This window comes from Arthrobacter sp. SAFR-044, from assembly GCF_059414985.1.
Genome location: NZ_JBPFDN010000002.1, coordinates 286,924 through 304,977, shown reverse-complemented (window position 1 = coordinate 304,977; position 18,054 = coordinate 286,924). Strand labels below are relative to the sequence as shown.

The 18,054-nt window shown below is 62.6% G+C and carries 19 protein-coding genes; 18 read left to right on the top strand and 1 reads right to left on the bottom strand.

What is annotated here, in order from left to right:
- Nucleotides 1-71 precede the first annotated feature (71 nt).
- From ACR65J_RS04145 to ACR65J_RS04115, 7 genes are all read left to right on the top strand, one after another.
- The gene (locus ACR65J_RS04145; RefSeq protein WP_440166310.1) at nt 72-3,971 is read left to right on the top strand and encodes a DNA-directed RNA polymerase subunit beta'; all 3,900 of its coding nucleotides are present in this window, start codon (nt 72-74) and stop codon (nt 3,969-3,971) included.
- 449 nt (nt 3,972-4,420) lie between these two features.
- The gene (gene rpsL, locus ACR65J_RS04140) at nt 4,421-4,795 is read left to right on the top strand and encodes a 30S ribosomal protein S12 (protein WP_009358312.1); all 375 of its coding nucleotides are present in this window, start codon (nt 4,421-4,423) and stop codon (nt 4,793-4,795) included.
- A gap of 1 nt (nt 4,796) precedes the next feature.
- A complete protein-coding gene (rpsG, locus tag ACR65J_RS04135) occupies nt 4,797-5,267 on the top strand; it encodes a 30S ribosomal protein S7 (RefSeq protein ID WP_003803829.1) in 471 nt (156 codons plus the stop codon).
- 69 nt (nt 5,268-5,336) lie between these two features.
- The gene (gene fusA, locus ACR65J_RS04130; protein ID WP_440166308.1) at nt 5,337-7,451 is read left to right on the top strand and encodes an elongation factor G; all 2,115 of its coding nucleotides are present in this window, start codon (nt 5,337-5,339) and stop codon (nt 7,449-7,451) included.
- Nucleotides 7,452-7,707: 256 nt separating this feature from the next.
- Nucleotides 7,708-8,898 (top strand): elongation factor Tu, encoded by a 1,191-nt coding sequence (tuf, locus tag ACR65J_RS04125; RefSeq protein WP_018760460.1) that lies wholly within the window; start codon nt 7,708-7,710, stop codon nt 8,896-8,898.
- A gap of 166 nt (nt 8,899-9,064) precedes the next feature.
- Entirely contained in the window at nt 9,065-9,190 is a 126-nt protein-coding gene (locus ACR65J_RS04120) for a hypothetical protein (protein ID WP_440166306.1), read from the top strand.
- A gap of 107 nt (nt 9,191-9,297) precedes the next feature.
- Nucleotides 9,298-10,548 (top strand): Nramp family divalent metal transporter, encoded by a 1,251-nt coding sequence (locus ACR65J_RS04115; RefSeq protein WP_440166304.1) that lies wholly within the window; start codon nt 9,298-9,300, stop codon nt 10,546-10,548.
- A gap of 33 nt (nt 10,549-10,581) precedes the next feature.
- Here the strand turns inward: ACR65J_RS04115 and ACR65J_RS04110 are convergent, their stop codons facing one another.
- Entirely contained in the window at nt 10,582-12,018 is a 1,437-nt protein-coding gene (locus ACR65J_RS04110; RefSeq protein ID WP_440166302.1) for a GH1 family beta-glucosidase, read from the bottom strand.
- A gap of 396 nt (nt 12,019-12,414) precedes the next feature.
- On the opposite strand from ACR65J_RS04110, the gene rpsJ reads away from it, so the two are divergent.
- The 11 genes from rpsJ to rpsQ are packed head-to-tail and all read left to right on the top strand — an operon-like array spanning nt 12,415 to nt 17,767.
- Nucleotides 12,415-12,723: a 30S ribosomal protein S10 gene (rpsJ, locus tag ACR65J_RS04105; RefSeq protein WP_003803825.1), complete on the top strand. Its 309-nt coding sequence runs from the start codon at nt 12,415-12,417 to the stop codon at nt 12,721-12,723.
- A 17-nt stretch (nt 12,724-12,740) separates the two neighbouring features.
- Complete coding sequence (rplC, locus tag ACR65J_RS04100) at nt 12,741-13,391, top strand: 50S ribosomal protein L3 (RefSeq protein WP_307425018.1); 651 nt, start codon at nt 12,741-12,743, stop codon at nt 13,389-13,391.
- A 4-nt stretch (nt 13,392-13,395) separates the two neighbouring features.
- Complete coding sequence (gene rplD / locus ACR65J_RS04095; RefSeq protein ID WP_440166300.1) at nt 13,396-14,016, top strand: 50S ribosomal protein L4; 621 nt, start codon at nt 13,396-13,398, stop codon at nt 14,014-14,016.
- Nucleotides 14,013-14,318 carry a 50S ribosomal protein L23 gene (rplW, locus tag ACR65J_RS04090; RefSeq protein ID WP_011692807.1) on the top strand — a complete coding sequence of 102 codons (306 nt, stop codon included), beginning with the start codon at nt 14,013-14,015 and terminating at the stop codon, nt 14,316-14,318. Before rplD ends, rplW begins: the two co-directional genes overlap by 4 nt.
- Before the next feature lie 29 nt (nt 14,319-14,347).
- Nucleotides 14,348-15,187 carry a 50S ribosomal protein L2 gene (rplB, locus tag ACR65J_RS04085; RefSeq protein WP_026264302.1) on the top strand — a complete coding sequence of 280 codons (840 nt, stop codon included), beginning with the start codon at nt 14,348-14,350 and terminating at the stop codon, nt 15,185-15,187.
- 12 nt (nt 15,188-15,199) lie between these two features.
- Complete coding sequence (gene rpsS / locus ACR65J_RS04080) at nt 15,200-15,481, top strand: 30S ribosomal protein S19 (protein ID WP_003803803.1); 282 nt, start codon at nt 15,200-15,202, stop codon at nt 15,479-15,481.
- Nucleotides 15,482-15,519: 38 nt separating this feature from the next.
- Nucleotides 15,520-15,885 carry a 50S ribosomal protein L22 gene (gene rplV / locus ACR65J_RS04075; RefSeq protein ID WP_009358304.1) on the top strand — a complete coding sequence of 122 codons (366 nt, stop codon included), beginning with the start codon at nt 15,520-15,522 and terminating at the stop codon, nt 15,883-15,885.
- The gene (rpsC, locus tag ACR65J_RS04070) at nt 15,886-16,716 is read left to right on the top strand and encodes a 30S ribosomal protein S3 (RefSeq protein ID WP_440166298.1); all 831 of its coding nucleotides are present in this window, start codon (nt 15,886-15,888) and stop codon (nt 16,714-16,716) included.
- Nucleotides 16,717-17,133 carry a 50S ribosomal protein L16 gene (gene rplP, locus ACR65J_RS04065; protein ID WP_015937848.1) on the top strand — a complete coding sequence of 139 codons (417 nt, stop codon included), beginning with the start codon at nt 16,717-16,719 and terminating at the stop codon, nt 17,131-17,133.
- Between the two features lie 2 nt (nt 17,134-17,135).
- Nucleotides 17,136-17,465 carry a 50S ribosomal protein L29 gene (gene rpmC, locus ACR65J_RS04060; protein WP_018760452.1) on the top strand — a complete coding sequence of 110 codons (330 nt, stop codon included), beginning with the start codon at nt 17,136-17,138 and terminating at the stop codon, nt 17,463-17,465.
- Nucleotides 17,462-17,767: a 30S ribosomal protein S17 gene (rpsQ, locus tag ACR65J_RS04055; RefSeq protein ID WP_018760451.1), complete on the top strand. Its 306-nt coding sequence runs from the start codon at nt 17,462-17,464 to the stop codon at nt 17,765-17,767. The genes rpmC and rpsQ overlap by 4 nt, the downstream gene beginning before the upstream one ends.
- The last annotated feature ends 287 nt before the right edge of the window (nt 17,768-18,054 follow it).

Here is an 18,054-nt window from a genome sequence, read left to right as displayed (position 1 = left end):
CGTCGAACGCCCCCTCCCTCATCCCGCACCAAGACTTCAGAATTTAGAGAACAAGAGAGAACAGGGACCATATGTCCAGCGAATCCTCCTTCGGCCTCATGCAGATCGGCCTCGCCACCGCGGAAGACATCCGCGGCTGGTCGTACGGCGAGGTTAAGAAGCCGGAAACCATCAACTACCGCACGCTCAAGCCCGAGAAGGACGGCCTCTTCTGCGAGAAGATCTTCGGCCCGTCCCGCGACTGGGAATGCTACTGCGGCAAGTACAAGCGCGTGCGCTTCAAGGGCATCATCTGTGAGCGCTGTGGCGTTGAAGTCACCCGCGCCAAGGTCCGCCGTGAGCGCATGGGCCACATCGAGCTGGCCGCCCCGGTCACGCACATCTGGTACTTCAAGGGTGTTCCGTCCCGCCTGGGCTACCTCCTTGACCTGGCCCCGAAGGACCTCGAAAAGGTCATCTACTTCGCTGCCTACATGATCACCAGCGTCGACGAGGCTGCCCGCCACGAGGAACTGCCCAACCTGCAGGTTGAGCACGACATCGAGAAGAAGCAGCTGATCGACAACCGCGACGGCGACATCGCCGCGATTGCCCGCGACCTTGAAGGCGAAATCGCACGCCTCGAGGGCGAAGGCGCCAAAGCTGCCGACAAGAAGAAGGCCCGCGACTCCGCCGACCGCCAGATGGCCAACGTGCGCAAGCGTGCCGACGCCGACATCGAGCGCCTCGAGCAGGTCTGGGACCGCTTCAAGAACCTGAAGGTCGCCGACCTCGAAGGTGACGAGGGCCTGTACCGCGAGCTGCGGGACCGCTACGGCATGTACTTCGAAGGCTCCATGGGTGCCGAGGCCATCAAGAAGCGCCTCGAGAACTTCGACATGCAGGCGGAGTCCGACCTGCTGCGCGACATCATCGCCAACGGCAAGGGCCAGCGCAAGACCCGCGCCCTCAAGCGCCTGAAGGTGGTCAACGCATTCCTGACCACGAACAACAGCCCGCTTGGCATGGTCCTCGACGCCGTCCCGGTGATCCCGCCGGAACTGCGCCCCATGGTCCAGCTGGACGGTGGCCGCTTCGCGACCTCCGACCTCAACGACCTGTACCGCCGCGTGATCAACCGCAACAACCGCCTCAAGCGCCTGCTTGACCTGGGTGCTCCGGAGATCATCGTCAACAACGAGAAGCGCATGCTTCAGGAAGCTGTTGACAGCCTCTTCGACAACGGCCGCCGCGGCCGCCCGGTCACCGGACCTGGCAACCGTCCGCTGAAGTCCCTGAGCGACATGCTCAAGGGCAAGCAGGGCCGTTTCCGCCAGAACCTCCTCGGCAAGCGCGTCGACTACTCCGGCCGTTCGGTCATCGTCGTCGGCCCGCAGCTGAAGCTGCACCAGTGCGGCCTGCCCAAGCAGATGGCCCTGGAGCTCTTCAAGCCGTTCGTGATGAAGCGCTTGGTTGACCTCAACCACGCCCAGAACATCAAGTCGGCCAAGCGGATGGTGGAGCGCTACCGCCCGCAGGTCTGGGACGTGCTCGAAGAGATCATCACCGAACACCCGGTGCTGCTCAACCGTGCACCTACCCTGCACCGCCTGGGCATCCAGGCGTTCGAGCCGCAGCTTGTTGAAGGCAAGGCAATCCAGCTGCACCCGCTGGTTTGTGGCGCGTTCAACGCCGACTTCGACGGCGACCAGATGGCAGTCCACCTGCCGCTGAGCCCCGAAGCCCAGGCCGAAGCCCGGATCCTGATGCTGTCCTCGAACAACATCCTGAAGCCCTCTGACGGACGCCCGGTCACCCTGCCTTCGCAGGATATGATCATCGGCCTGTACCACCTGACCACCAAGCGGAAGGGTTCAGCCGGCGAAGGCAGGATCTTCTCTTCCGTATCGGAAGCCATCATGGCGTTCGATGCACGCGAGCTGCACCTGAACTCGCAGGTCAAGATCCGGCTTGAAGGGTTCGTCCCCTACGCCGGTTGGGAAGCTCCGGAAGGTTGGGAGCCCGGCCAGCCGGCGCTCGTCCAGACCTCCCTGGGCCAGGTTGTGTTCAACCAGACCCTGCCCGAGGACTACCCGTGGGTTGAAGCCGTTGCCGACAAGGGCGAACTGTCCCGGATCGTTAACGACCTCGCCGAGCGCTACCCCAAGGTTGTTACCGCGGCAACGCTGGACAACCTGAAGGATGCCGGTTTCTACTGGGCCACCCGTTCAGGCGTCACCGTCGCCATCTCCGACATCGAGGTTCCGGCTGCCAAGCCGCAAATCCTTGCCGGTTACGAGGAGCGCGCCGCCAAGATCCAGGGCCAGTACGACAAGGGCCTGATCGACGACGACGAGCGCCGCCAGGAACTGATCGAGATCTGGAACAAGGCAACCAACGACATCGCTTCCGTGATGCGTGAGAGCCTGTCCCCGATGAACACCATCAACCGCATGGTGTCCTCCGGTGCACGTGGTAACTGGATGCAGGTCCGCCAGATCGCGGGTATCCGTGGCCTGGTGGCCAACCCGAAGGGTGAAATCATCCCGCGCCCCATCAAGTCCTCCTACCGTGAGGGCCTGTCAGTGCTGGAGTACTTCATCGCCACGCACGGTGCCCGTAAGGGTCTGGCCGATACCGCGCTGCGTACCGCCAACTCGGGTTACCTGACCCGTCGTCTGGTGGACGTTTCGCAGGACGTCATCGTCCGTGAAGAGGACTGCGGCACCGAGCGCGGCCTGGTCACGCCCATCGCCGTCGCCGATTCCAACGGTGAGCTCGTCCTGGACGAGAACGTCGAGAACAGCGCCTACGCACGTACCCTCGCTGTCGACGTCGTGGACTCCGAGGGCAACGTCCTCGCAGCCGCCGGCACCGACTGCGGCGACGTGGTCATCGACGAGCTCTTCAAGGCAGGCATCACCGAGGTCAAGGTCCGCTCCGTACTCACCTGTGAGTCCAGCGTCGGTACCTGCGCCCTGTGCTACGGCCGTTCGCTGGCCACCGGCAAGACCGTGGACATCGGCGAGGCCGTGGGCATCATCGCCGCACAGTCCATCGGTGAACCCGGTACCCAGCTGACCATGCGTACGTTCCACACCGGTGGTGCTGTTTCCGCAGGCGGTGGCGACGACATCACCCAGGGTCTGCCCCGTATCCAGGAGCTCTTCGAAGCCCGTACTCCGAAGGGTGTTGCCCCGATTGCTGAAGCAGCCGGCCGCATCACCATCGAAGAGTCCGAGCGCCAGATGCGCCTGGTCATCACCCCGGATGACGGAACGGAAGAGATCGCCTACCCGGTCCTCCGCCGTTCACGCCTGCTGATCGAAGACGGCGACCATGTCTCCGTTGGCCAGAAGCTGATCAACGGCCCGGTCGACCCCAAGCAGGTCCTGCGCATCATGGGTCCGCGTGCGGCACAGAAGTTCCTTGTGGACGAAGTGCAGGGCGTGTACCGCAGCCAGGGTATTGGTATCCACGACAAGCACGTCGAGGTTATCGTCCGCCAGATGCTGCGCCGCGTCACGGTCATCGAGTCCGGCGAATCGGACCTGCTGCCCGGCGAGCTCGCCGAGCGCAGCCGCTTCGAGGACGCCAACCGCCGCGTTGTGTCCGAGGGCAAGACTCCGGCTTCCGGACGTCCTGAACTCATGGGCATCACCAAGGCGTCGCTGGCCACCGAGTCCTGGCTGTCCGCAGCTTCCTTCCAGGAGACCACCCGCGTCCTGACGCAGGCGGCCATGGAAGGCAAGAGCGATCCGCTGCTCGGCCTGAAGGAAAACGTCATCATCGGTAAGCTGATCCCGGCCGGCACGGGCCTCCCGCGCTACACCGAGGTCACCGTGGAGCCCACTGAGGAAGCAAAGGCCAACCTGTTCACCGGCCCCAGCGCATTCAGTGACTTCTCGTACGACACCCTGGGCGGTGACGGAGCTCCCGAGTTCCACGCCATCCCGCTGGATGACTACGACCTGGGCAACGACTTCCGCTGACGCGTAAGCCTGACGACGGATGGTCCCGCACCGAAAGGTGGGGGACCATCCCCGTTTAAACATCGATTGCTCCGTACTTGTCGTTCTGGTGGCCCATAACGACAAGTACGGAGCAATCGACCGGGGGAGAGGCCCCGATTAAGGCATGGAGCCCGTCCGTGCTAGACTTGTTACCAATTGTTATTGTGGCAGTGGATGAGTGCGCCGGTATCAGCTGAAAAGCTGGACCAGAGCGACGTTTCCGGTTTGCAGGGTTCTTGTGCAACGTATGCCACATTTTTGCATGCCTAGGGAACTGCAGGAATGTACGTTCCGTGCCGGTGTGCGATCCGACTATTAAGGCTTCGCCTTCGCCGCCATGGAGATTCCCTTCAGGGCCCGGGCGGCGGGGCAACGCAACAGGAGAGTGGCCGGAAACAGCCACTCCGGATAAAACGGAGAACACGAGAGTGCCTACGATTAACCAGCTGGTCCGTAAGGGCCGCACGCCTAAGGTCTCAAAGACCAAGGCTCCCGCGCTTAAGGGCAGCCCCATGCGCCGCGGTGTTTGCACCCGCGTCTACACCACCACCCCGAAGAAGCCGAACTCGGCTCTGCGTAAGGTGGCACGTGTGCGCCTCAACGGCGGCGTGGAAGTTACCGCCTACATCCCCGGTGTTGGCCACAACCTGCAGGAGCACTCCATTGTGCTCGTTCGCGGTGGTCGTGTTAAGGACCTCCCGGGTGTCCGCTACAAGATCGTCCGTGGCGCCCTCGATACCCAGGGTGTGAAGAACCGTAAGCAGGCCCGCAGCCGCTACGGCGCAAAGATGGAGAAGAAGTAATATGCCTCGCAAGGGTCCGGCCCCCAAGCGGCCGCTCGTTTCGGATCCGGTATACGGTTCCCCGCTGGTAACCCAGCTCATCAACAAGGTACTCGTTGACGGTAAGAAGTCCACGGCAGAGCGCATTGTCTACGGTGCACTCGAAGGCGCACGCGCCAAGTCCGGCGGCGACCCCGTTGCAGCCCTGAAGAAGGCCATGGACAACGTCAAGCCTTCCCTCGAGGTCCGCTCCCGCCGTGTCGGTGGCGCCACCTACCAGGTTCCGGTTGAGGTCAAGCCGGGCCGCTCCACCGCACTCGCCCTGCGGTGGCTGGTTGGCTACTCCAAGGCCCGCCGCGAAAAGACGATGACCGAACGTCTCCAGAACGAAATCCTGGATGCGTCCAACGGTCTCGGTGCCGCTGTGAAGCGTCGCGAAGACACCCACAAGATGGCCGAATCCAACAAGGCCTTCGCACACTACCGCTGGTAATACTCCCCGGTCGCCGCCGGCTCAACCGAGCCGGCGGCGAACGTGTAGTCCATCCCAAAAGGAGACCCCGTGGCACAGGACGTGCTTACTGACCTTAGTAAGGTCCGCAACATCGGCATCATGGCCCACATCGATGCCGGCAAGACCACCACCACCGAGCGCATCCTGTTCTACACGGGTGTGAACCACAAGATCGGCGAAACGCACGACGGCGCTTCGACCACTGACTGGATGGAACAGGAAAAGGAACGCGGCATCACCATCACGTCTGCCGCCGTGACCTGCTTCTGGGAAAACAACCAGATCAACATCATCGACACCCCGGGCCACGTGGACTTCACGGTTGAGGTTGAGCGCTCCCTGCGCGTCCTCGACGGTGCAGTCGCCGTCTTCGACGGCAAGGAAGGCGTTGAGCCGCAGTCCGAGACCGTATGGCGCCAGGCTGACAAGTACAACGTCCCGCGTATCTGCTTCGTCAACAAGATGGACAAGCTCGGTGCTGACTTCTACTTCACCGTAGACACCATCATCAGCCGCCTCGGCGCCAAGCCGCTGGTCATGCAGCTGCCCATCGGTGCTGAGAACGACTTCATCGGCGTCGTCGACCTGCTCTACATGCGTGCCCTGGTGTGGCCCGGCGATGCCAAGGGTGACGTCACCATGGGTGCCAAGTACGAGATCCGCGAGATCCCGGCTGACCTTCAGGAAAAGGCTGAGGAATACCGCGCGAACCTCGTTGAGACCGTCGCTGAGTCCTCCGAAGAACTCATGGAGAAGTACCTCGAGGGTGAAGAGATCTCGATCGACGAGCTCAAGGCCGGCATCCGCAAGATGACCATCAACTCCGAGCTCTACCCGATCTTCTGCGGTTCTGCCTTCAAGAACCGCGGCGTTCAGCCCATGCTCGACGCAGTGGTGGACTACCTGCCGAACCCGCTCGACGTCCCCCCGATGGTCGGTCACGATCCTCGCGACGAAGAGAAGGAACTGACCCGCGCGCCTTCCGCCGAAGAGCCGTTCTCGGCCCTGGCGTTCAAGATTGCTGCCCACCCGTTCTTCGGCCAGCTCACCTTCATCCGCGTGTACTCCGGTCACGTGGAAGCAGGCGCCCAGGTGGTCAACTCCACCAAGGGCAAGAAGGAGCGCATCGGCAAGCTGTTCCAGATGCACGCCAACAAGGAAATGCCCGTTGAGGGCGCTACCGCAGGCCACATCTACGCAGCCATCGGCCTGAAGGACACCACCACGGGTGACACTCTGTGCGATGCCAACAACCAGATTGTGCTCGAGTCCATGAGCTTCCCGGAGCCCGTGATCTCGGTTGCCATCGAGCCGAACACCAAGGGTGACCAGGAGAAGCTCTCCACCGCCATCCAGAAGCTCTCCGCTGAGGACCCCACCTTCCAGGTGTCCCTCAACGAAGACACCGGCCAGACCATCATCGCCGGCATGGGCGAGCTCCACCTGGACATCCTGGTGGACCGCATGCGCCGCGAGTTCAAGGTTGAGGCCAACGTGGGCAAGCCCCAGGTTGCTTACCGCGAAACCATCAAGCGCGCCGTCGAACGCCACGACTACACGCACAAGAAGCAGACCGGTGGTTCGGGTCAGTTCGCAAAGATCCAGATCGCCATCGAACCGCTGGACACCGCCGAGGGCGAGCTGTACGAGTTCGAGAACAAGGTCACTGGTGGCCGCGTTCCCCGCGAGTACATCCCGTCTGTTGACGCGGGCATCCAGGATGCACTGAACGACGGCGTCCTGGCCGGCTACCCGGTTGTTGGCATCAAGGCCACGCTGATCGACGGCGCGTACCACGATGTTGACTCCTCGGAAATGGCGTTCAAGATCGCCGGCCGGATGGCTTTCAAGGAAGCTGCACGCAAGGCGAACCCGGTGCTGCTCGAACCGCTGATGGATGTCGAGGTCCGCACCCCTGAGGAATACATGGGTGAAGTTATCGGTGACCTCAACTCCCGCCGTGGCCAGATGCAGTCCATGGAAGATGCACAGGGCGTCAAGGTCATCCGTGCGCACGTTCCGCTGTCCGGCATGTTCGGCTACATCGGTGACCTGCGCTCGAAGACCCAGGGCCGTGCTGTGTACTCCATGACGTTCAACAGCTACGCCGAGGTCCCGAAGGCAGTTGCCGACGAGATCATCCAGAAGTCCCGCGGCGAGTAGTCCTTCCGGACTTTCGAAGCGAACACCTCGGTTGCGCTGTCTGCCAGCGGACAGCGTGGCCGGTGCAGGTGGCCGGGCCGGCCGGACCCATCCGGCCGGATTCCGGCCCCTGCACGAACAGGCTCAGGGGATTAGTATTAGTTCCTGAATCTGCAATTTCACCAATCCAAAGCCCCCCAAGTAGACTTACCTGAGTTTCTGCCGCGACAAGAGCGGCAGGAGGGTATGTCATTTGAAAACGTTCTAGGAGGAACCTGTGGCAAAGGCAAAGTTCGAGCGGACTAAGCCGCACGTCAACATCGGCACCATCGGTCACGTTGACCACGGTAAGACGACGCTGACGGCCGCCATTTCCAAGGTGCTGTACGACAAGTACCCGACTCTCAACGAGAAGCGTGACTTCGCGTCGATCGACTCTGCACCCGAAGAGCGTCAGCGCGGCATTACCATCAACATCTCCCACGTGGAGTACCAGACCGAGAAGCGTCACTACGCACACGTTGACGCCCCCGGCCACGCTGACTACATCAAGAACATGATCACCGGTGCTGCCCAGATGGACGGCGCAATCCTCGTGGTTGCCGCTACTGACGGCCCGATGGCTCAGACCCGCGAGCACGTTCTGCTGGCCCGCCAGGTTGGTGTTCCCTACCTGCTGGTCGCGCTGAACAAGGCTGACATGGTCGACGACGAGGAACTCCTCGACCTCGTCGAAATGGAAGTTCGTGAGCTCCTCAGCTCGCAGGGCTTCGATGGCGACAACGCTCCGGTTGTCCGCGTTTCAGGCCTGAAGGCCCTGGAAGGCGACCCCGAGTGGGTCAAGTCCGTTGAGGACCTGATGGCTGCTGTCGACGAGTCCGTTCCGGACCCCGTACGTGACCGTGACAAGCCGTTCCTGATGCCGATCGAAGACGTCTTCACCATCACCGGCCGTGGCACCGTTGTTACGGGCCGCGCCGAGCGTGGAACCCTCGCCATCAACTCCGAGGTCGAGATCGTCGGCATCCGCCCGGTCCAGAAGACCACGGTTACCGGTATCGAGATGTTCCACAAGCAGCTCGACGAAGCATGGGCCGGCGAGAACTGTGGCCTGCTGCTCCGCGGTCTGAAGCGCGACGATGTCGAGCGTGGCCAGGTTGTCGTCAAGCCGGGTTCCATCACCCCGCACACCGACTTCGAGGCCAACGTCTACATCCTCTCCAAGGACGAAGGCGGACGTCACAACCCGTTCTACTCCAACTACCGCCCGCAGTTCTACTTCCGTACCACGGACGTAACCGGCGTTATCACCCTGCCCGAGGGCACGGAAATGGTTATGCCTGGCGACAACACTGAGATGACCGTTGCGCTCATCCAGCCCATCGCTATGGAAGAGGGCCTCGGCTTCGCTATCCGCGAAGGCGGCCGCACCGTTGGTTCGGGGCGCGTTACCAAGATCATCAAGTAGTACTTGCTGATCAAGGATCCGTCGGGCCCCGGCCCGCGCTGAATCCGAACGAAAGCCCCGCTGCTTCAAGCAGCGGGGCTTTCCTTTTGCCCCTTTTTAGCCGGACTCTGCACCTGCTGCCTGGAGGGGGCCACTGATACTGTTGCAGCACTGAAAGGAGATCATCATGGGATGGCTTATCTTCCTGATCATCGCGGTGGCCGTCGTGGCCGGGGTGTTCTGGGTCAAAAGGAATTTCCGGCACGAGATTGACCGGGCCAAGCGGATCAACAGGGCAAACAGGAACCAATAGCAGGCAGTTGCAGCTCCGGTTGCTGGCACGCCTTATTCCTACTTTTCGGTATGCCTAAATTGGCGGTATCCTCGTCTTATTGATGCCCGCAACGACGAGGACACGTGATGGCTGTTTCAACATTGGCGGCGGAATCCGCCACCACCAGAGTCTGGTCCCGCCTTCTGCTGCTCGGGCCGGCCTTCGTTGCCGCCATCGCGTACGTGGACCCGGGAAACGTGGCGGCGAACCTGACTGCCGGGGCGAATTTCGGGTACCTGCTCGTCTGGGTTTTGGTGGCAGCGAATGGCATGGCCGTCCTGATCCAGTACCAGTCAGCCAAGCTGGGTCTGGCCACGGGAATGAGCCTGCCGGAAATCCTCGGCAAACGCCTGGGAACCGGGCGGCGCCGTGCCTACTGGGTGCAGGCTGAGGTCGTTGCCGGGGCCACGGATATGGCGGAAGTCATTGGCGGGGCCGTGGCGCTCAACCTGTTGTTCGGTTTGCCACTGCTGACGGGCGGGTTCATCATCGGCCTGGCGTCCATGGTGCTGCTGTCGCTGCAGTCGCACCGGAGCCAGAAGTCCTTTGAGCTCGCCATTCTGACCCTGCTCGGCGTCATCGCCGTCGGGTTTGTCTCGGGCCTGTTCGTCGCGCCGCCCGATCCGGGTGGTGCCTTTGCCGGCCTCGTGCCGCGGTTCGAGGGAACCGACACCGTCCTGCTCGCGGCCAGCATGCTTGGTGCCACTGTCATGCCGCACGCGATCTATCTCCACTCCGCCCTGGCCCGGGACCGGCACGGTTTCTCGGAAGATCCGGCGGTCAGGACGCGGTTAATCCGGGCTACCCGGTTTGATGTCGCCGGAGCCCTGCTGCTGGCCGGAATCGTTAATATTGCCATGCTGTTGCTTGCCGCCACCAGCCTCCGCGGGGTGGAGGGGACCGACACCATCGCTGGTGCGCACGCTGCCGTGACGTCGGCACTGGGGCCGGTCATCGGCGTCGTATTCGCTGTGGGACTGCTGGCCTCGGGCCTGGCCTCCACCTCGGTAGGGTGCTACGCGGGGGCCACCATCATGGGCGGCCTCCTGAAGGTGAGGATTCCGCTGCTGATCCGCCGCACCATCACCTTGATCCCCGCCCTGTTGGTCCTGGGCGCAGGCATCGAACCTACGTTGGCCCTGGTCCTCAGCCAGGTGCTCCTGAGTTTCGGCATACCGTTTGCGCTCATCCCGCTGATCCGCCTCACTGGCAGCCGCAAGGTGATGGGCATCCACGCGGACTCGAAGGCGCTCCGGTTCGCCGGCTGGACCAGCGCCACCCTGATCGTCGGGCTGAACTGCGTGCTGATCTTCCTCACTGTCCTGGGGCACCAGTGACCTGCCAGTGGCCACAGGCAGGGAAACGGCCGGCTAGTCCTGGCGCTGGCGCCGCGCCCGGGACAGCGCCTGGTACCAGTAGAAGGACCGCTTCGGGGTCCGCTCCAGCGAGTCGAAGTCCACATGCACCAGCCCGAAACGTTGCGAGTAACCTGCGGCCCACTCGAAGTTGTCCATGAGCGTCCAGACGTAGTAGCCGCGCAGGTCCACGCCCTCCGCTATGCCGCCCGGCGCAATGGCCTCAAGTGCCGTTCCAAGGTGCGCAGCCAGGTACTCCACCCGGTCCGTGTCCTCCAGCGTCTCTGAAACCCTGTCGGGCTCAGGGAAGCTCGCGCCGCCCTCGGTGATGTACATCGGCGGGAGGGCCTGTCCGTACCGGTCCCGCATTTCCTGCAGCAGGACGCCCAGGTGCTCCGGTGCCACGGGCCACCCGAAGCCCGTGCTGCCGTACTCGGGGTAACCCACTTCGTGGAAAGGCAGCTTGGCTATTTCCTTGTGCATGTCCGCAGGCATGGGGGTGATGCCTGGCCCCAGGGCCACCTTCACCGGAAAGTAGTAGTTGAGCCCGTAGAAGTCGAGGGGCTGGTGGATGGTCCTCAGATCGGCATCGGATATCTTGCCGATTGATCGCAGCCAGGGCTTGGCGTACACGGGCAGTTTTGGGTACCGCCCCAGCAGGACGGGATCAGCGTAGAGCCTGTTCATGAGGAGGTCGTAGAGGTGCGCCACGAGTCGGTCGCCGATCTTCCGGGTGGCGGGCCTGACGGGGGAGTGCAGGTTGGTCAGGCCAACGCCGCCCGCCACTCCGGCCGCCCGCAGTGCCTGCACGCCCAGCCCGTGCGCCAGGAGCTGGTGGTGGATGGCGGGAAGGGCATCGAACATCAACCGGCGCCCCGGCGCATGGACCCCCAGTGCGTATCCGTTAAGGGTGACCGACACGGGCTCATTGAGGGTGACCCACTGGTCCACCCGGTCCCCGAACCGCTCACCGGCGGCTCGGGCGTACTCGCCGAACCTTTCGGCAGTGTCGCGGTTCAGCCAGCCGCCACGGTGTTCCAGCGGCAAGGGGGTGTCCCAGTGGTAGAGGGTGGCCATGGGGGAAATGCCGGCGTCGAGGAGCTGGTCGATGAGGCGGTCGTAGAAGTCCAGGCCTTCGGCGTTCAAACCGCCCCGGCCGTCGGGCTGGATGCGCGGCCAGGAAAGCGAGAACCGGTAGGAGTCGACGCCCAACTCCTTGAGCAGCGCAATATCCTCCGGCAGCCGGTTGTAGTGGTCGCACGCCACTGCGGGGGAGTGCCCGTCCAGGATGGCGCCGGGCTTCTCCGCAAAAGCGTCCCACCCTGAGGGTCCGCGGCCACCGGCTGTCAGCGCGCCTTCGATTTGGAACGCCGCGGCGGCGACGCCCAGAGTGAACGACGGCGGCACGCGCCCGGCCAGTTCCGTCACCGATTCAGTGCCTTCCAGGGTCATCCCCCTATCATCCAGCCCGTTTCTTTTCGCTGCAATGGTCCGTGAGGGGGACGGACAGGGGCCAATTCGCATCTGCGGGGCTTTTCCGGCATACTAGATGAGTTGTTCAAGCGCTTCTTCGCGTCCCGATCCGGATAATGCCGGGTGCAGGGTCCAAGTTGAAGACCAAACATAACCCACCCCAATGGAATTGCGGATTTGTATGCGTGTTCAGCGCGACACGCCCGACCGCGGGGGTCGGTTGCGCCGGCAAGGTGAGGAACCCGGATTTATCCGGATTCAGTTTGTGCGGCGGATGGTGGTTACGACCTCAAATGCTTCGGCAGCCATACAACGAGTAAGTGAACAGGGCAGCCCTAAACCGGGGAAGCACAGACTGAAAGAGAGTCAGGCGACATGGCGGGACAAAAAATCCGCATCCGGCTGAAGTCATACGACCACGAGGTCATTGACGTTTCAGCACGGAAGATCGTTGAGACGGTCACGCGCGCAGGCGCAACGGTAGTTGGCCCCGTGCCGCTGCCGACGGAGAAGAACGTGTACTGCGTTATCCGCTCTCCGCACAAGTACAAGGACAGCCGCGAGCACTTTGAAATGCGCACACACAAGCGTCTTATCGACATCATCGATCCCACGCCGAAGGCTGTTGACTCGCTCATGCGTCTCGACCTGCCGGCTGACGTGAACATCGAAATCAAGCTGTAGGGAGGTGCTGAGAGACTATGACCGCAACCCGTAACGTAAAGGGCCTGCTGGGCACGAAGCTCGGCATGACCCAGGTCTGGGACGAGAACAACAAGCTCATCCCCGTCACTGTGGTCCAGGCAGACTCGAACGTCATCACCCAGCTGCGCAACGCAGAAGTTGATGGCTACGTCGCCGTTCAGATCGGCTACGGCCAGATCGATCCCCGCAAGGTCACCAAGCCGCTGGCTGGTCACTTTGAAAAGGCAGGCGTCACGCCTCGCCGCCACGTCGTCGAACTTCGTACCGCAGATGCTGCCGAGTACGAGCTGGGCCAGGAGCTCTCCGTGGAGCTCTTCGAAGCCGGCCAGAAGATCGACGTCGTCGGGACCACCAAGGGTAAGGGCTTCGCCGGTGTCATGAAGCGTCACGGCTTCCACGGCGTTGGCGCTTCCCACGGTGCCCACAAGAACCACCGTAAGCCCGGTTCAATCGGTGGCGCATCCACCCCGAGCCGCGTCTTCAAGGGCATGAAAATGGCCGGCCGCATGGGCGCCGTTCGTCACACCACGCTGAACCTCACCGTTCACGCGGTCGACGTCGAGAAGTCGCTGCTCCTTATCAAGGGTGCCGTTCCCGGTGCCCGTGGCCAGGTCGTCTTCGTACGCACCGCCGTGAAGGGAGCCTAGTTCAATGGCTAACACTGTCCAGGTTGACCTGCCTGCAGAGATCTTCGACGTTCAGACCAACGTGCCGCTGCTGCACCAGGTTGTCGTTGCCCAGCTCGCTGCTGCCCGCCAGGGAACCCACAAGACCAAGACCCGCGCTGAAGTTTCCGGTGCAGGACGCAAGCCGTTCAAGCAGAAGGGCACCGGCCGCGCCCGTCAGGGTTCCATCCGTGCTCCCCACATGACCGGCGGTGGCGTTGTCCACGGTCCCACCCCGCGTGACTACAGCCAGCGCACCCCCAAGAAGATGATTGCTGCTGCACTGCGCGGCGCACTGTCTGACCGGGCCCGCAACGGTCGCATCCACGTTGTCGCAGAACTGGTTGAAGGCACCAAGCCGTCCGCCAAGACTGCCCTGGCAACGCTCCGCGGTGTTTCCGACCGCAAGAACCTGCTGGTCGTCATCGAGCGCGATAACGACGTTGCTGCACTGTCCGTGCGCAACCTCGCCGGCGTTCACGTTCTGTACGCAGACCAGCTGAACACCTACGACGTTCTCGTCTCTGATGACGTTGTCTTCACCAAGGCTGCTTACGACGCATTCGTTGCCGCTAAGGCAGCTAAGAACGAGGAGGATGCCAAGTGAGTGCAGCCACCATCAAGGATCCCCGCGACGTCGTGCTTGCACCCGTCGTGTCGGAAAAGAGCTACGGCCTGATCGACGAGGGCAAGTACACCTTCCTGGTGGACCCCCGTTCGAACAAGACCGAGATCAAGCTGGCCGTGGAGAAGATCTTCTCCGTCAAGGTCGAATCGATCAACACCATCAACCGTGCCGGTAAGCGCAAGCGCACCAAATTCGGATGGGGTACCCGCAAGAACACCAAGCGTGCGATTGTCACCCTCAAAGAAGGCACCATCGACATCTTCGGCGGTCCGCTCGCGTAGCGGAGACCACTTTAACGAGGAAATAAATTATGGGAATCCGTAAGTACAAGCCGACTACCCCGGGCCGTCGTGGCTCGAGCGTAGCGGACTTTATCGAAATCACGCGGTCGACGCCGGAAAAGTCGTTGGTACGTCCGCTGCCCAAAAAGGGCGGCCGTAACAACACCGGTAAGATCACCACCCGTCACAAGGGTGGCGGACACAAGCGCCAGTACCGTCTGATCGACTTCCGTCGCCACGACAAGGACGGCGTCAACGCCCGCGTTGCCGAAATCGAGTACGATCCGAACCGCACGGCTCGCATCGCCCTCCTGCACTACGTTGATGGCACCAAGCGTTACATCATCGCTCCCAACAAGCTCTCCCAGGGCGACGTAGTTGAGGCCGGTGCCGGTGCTGACATCAAGCCCGGTAACAACCTGCCCCTGCTCAACATCCCGGTGGGTACTGTCATCCACGCAGTTGAACTGCGTCCCGGTGGCGGCGCCAAGATGGGCCGTTCCGCCGGCGCATCCATCCAGCTTGTTGCCAAGGAAGGCCGCTTCGCCCAGCTGCGTCTGCCTTCCGGCGAAATCCGCAACGTTGACGTGCGCTGCCGCGCAACCGTCGGCGAGGTGGGCAACGCCGAGCAGTCGAACATCAACTGGGGCAAGGCCGGCCGTATGCGGTGGAAGGGCGTCCGCCCGACCGTCCGTGGTGTCGCCATGAACCCGGTTGACCACCCGCACGGTGGTGGTGAGGGTAAGACGTCCGGTGGACGTAACCCCGTCAACCCGAACGGTAAGCGTGAAGGCCGCACCCGCCGCCCCAACAAAGAGAGCGACAAGCTTATTGTGCGTCGCCGTCGTACTGGCAAGAACAAGCGATAGGAGCCTGGACACATGCCACGCAGCCTGAAAAAAGGTCCTTTCGTTGACCAGCACCTCTTTGTGAAGGTAGCCAGGGAAAACGAAAAGGGCACCAAGAACGTCATCAAGACCTGGTCCCGCCGTTCGATGATCATCCCCGACATGCTCGGACACACGATCGCCGTACACGACGGACGCAAGCACATCCCGGTGTTTGTCACTGAGTCGATGGTCGGGCACAAGCTCGGCGAATTCGCTCCCACGCGGACATTCCGCGGCCATGTCAAGGACGACCGTAAGGGCAAGCGCCGCTAGGCGCCTGCGTTTACGTCAAAGACGAGAGAAGGAAAGCAATGGAAGCCAAGGCAATTGCGCGCCACATCCGCGTAACGCCTATGAAGGCCCGGCGCGTCGTCAACCTTGTTCGTGGATTGCAAGCGAATGAGGCTCTGGCAATTCTGAAGTTTGCCCCGCAGGCAGCTTCGGAGCCGGTATTCAAGGTAGTTCAGTCAGCAATCTCCAACGCCCGGGTCCTCGCGGACCGCGACGGCGTGGCGTTTGACGAAGGCGACCTCATCATCAGCGAAGCGTTTGTTGATGAAGGCCCGACCATGAAGCGGTTCCAGCCGCGTGCCCAGGGTCGTGCATTTCAGATCAAGAAGCGCACCAGCCACATCACCGTGGTAGTCGCTACCCCGGAGAAAGAGGAGGCTCGCTAAGTGGGACAGAAAGTAAACCCGCACGGGTTCCGACTCGGCATCACCACCGATCACGTATCGCACTGGTTCGCTGACAGCACCAAGGCCGGACAGCGGTACAAGGACTTCGTTCGCGAAGACATCCGCATCCGCCAGCTCATGTCCACGGGCATGGAGCGCGCCGGCATCGCCAAGGTCGAGATCGAGCGCACCCGTGACCGCGTCCGCGTGGACATCCACACGGCACGTCCCGGCATCGTCATCGGCCGCCGTGGAGCTGAAGCAGACCGCATCCGCGGCGAGCTCGAAAAGCTCACCGGCAAGCAGGTCCAGCTGAACATCCTCGAGGTCAAGAACCCCGAGATGGAAGCCCAGCTTGTGGCCCAGGGCGTTGCAGAGCAGCTGACTTCACGCGTGGCATTCCGCCGTGCGATGAAGAAGGCCATGCAGTCCGCACAGCGTGCAGGTGCCAAGGGCATCCGTATCGCCTGCTCGGGCCGCCTGGGTGGCGCTGAAATGTCCCGCTCGGAGTTCTACCGCGAAGGCCGTGTGCCCCTTCACACCCTCCGCGCGAACATCGACTACGGCTTCTACGAAGCCAAGACCACCTTCGGCCGCATCGGTGTGAAGGTCTGGATCTACAAGGGTGACGTCACCGCGAAGGAACTGGCCGCACAGGCTGCTGCCGCACCGTCCCGTGGACCCCGGTCCGATCGTGGCGGCCGCCCGGGTGGCGCTGACCGTGGTGACCGCCGTCGTCGCAACGACCGCCCGGCCGCTGACGCAGCTCCTGCTGCTGAAGCTCCGGCAGCTGAGGCGGCTCCGGCCGCTGTAGAAGGAGGACAGGCTTAAATGCTTATCCCACGTCGAGTAAAGCACCGTAAGCAGCACCACCCGGGTCGTTCCGGCGCTGCTACGGGCGGCACCGAGGTTTCGTTCGGCGAGTGGGGTATCCAGGCTCTGAGCCCGGCATACGTCACCAACCGCCAGATCGAGTCCGCTCGTATCGCCATGACCCGCCACATCAAGCGTGGCGGCAAGGTCTGGATCAACATCTACCCGGACCGTCCGCTGACCAAGAAGCCGGCCGAAACCCGCATGGGTTCCGGTAAGGGTTCACCGGAATGGTGGGTCGCCAACGTCAAGCCGGGTCGGGTTCTCTTCGAACTCTCCGGTGTCAATGAAGAGGTAGCTCGCGAGGCCCTGCGCCTGGCGATCCACAAGCTGCCGTTGAAGGCACGCATTGTGCGTCGCGAAGGTGGTGAGTAGAAATGGCAGTAGGATCCAAGGATCTGGCTCCCGCACAGCTGGACGGTTTCGACAACGAGCGTCTCGTTGAAGAACTCCGCAAGGCCAAGGAAGAGCTGTTCAACCTGCGTTTCCAGTCCGCCACCGGTCAGCTGGAGAACCACGGCCGCCTGCGTGCAGTAAAGAAGGACATTGCGCGCATCTACACCGTTCTCCGCGAACGCGAGCTGGGCATTCGTGCCGAGGTTGCCGCACCGGTTGTGGAAGCCAAGGAAGAAAAGAAGTCCAAGAAGGCTGCAACCAAGAAGGCCGAAAAGGCTGAAACGGTTGAGACCGAGGAGGATGCCAAGTGAGTGAAAAGGACGAGAACGTGACGGAAACTGCTACCGCCGCCAAGGCTGGGGAGCGCGGTTACCGCAAGACGCGTCGCGGCTACGTGGTCTCCGACAAGATGGAAAAGACCATCGTTGTCGAGGTTGAGGACCGCGTAAAGCACGCCCTGTACGGCAAGGTCATCCGCCGTACCTCCAAGGTCAAGGCACACGACGAAGAGAACACCGCCGGCATCGGCGACCTCGTTGTCATCGCCGAGACCCGTCCGCTGTCCGCCACCAAGAACTGGCGGCTCGTGGAAATCCTCGAAAAGGCCAAGTAGCACCTGCTGCTTCGCTGGAAGCCCCTGTTCCCTTCCGGGAGCGGGGGCTTCCTCGCTTAACGCGGGCGTCACGCCAGGCAGCGTTTCACCCTAACGGACGACGGCGATGCCGTGGCCTGGCGGGGGAGCGGCACCCTGGGCGGGTCGAAAGACTGCCCTGCGTGACGCCGTCGTCCGTCCCGCCTAAACGCCCCATCACTTATCACCGCTTTTTCGGCGACGCCCCATCACTGTTTTCAAGAGAGTGAGCGGGCGTTGGCGGAACAGGGGCCATATGTGAGCGGGGG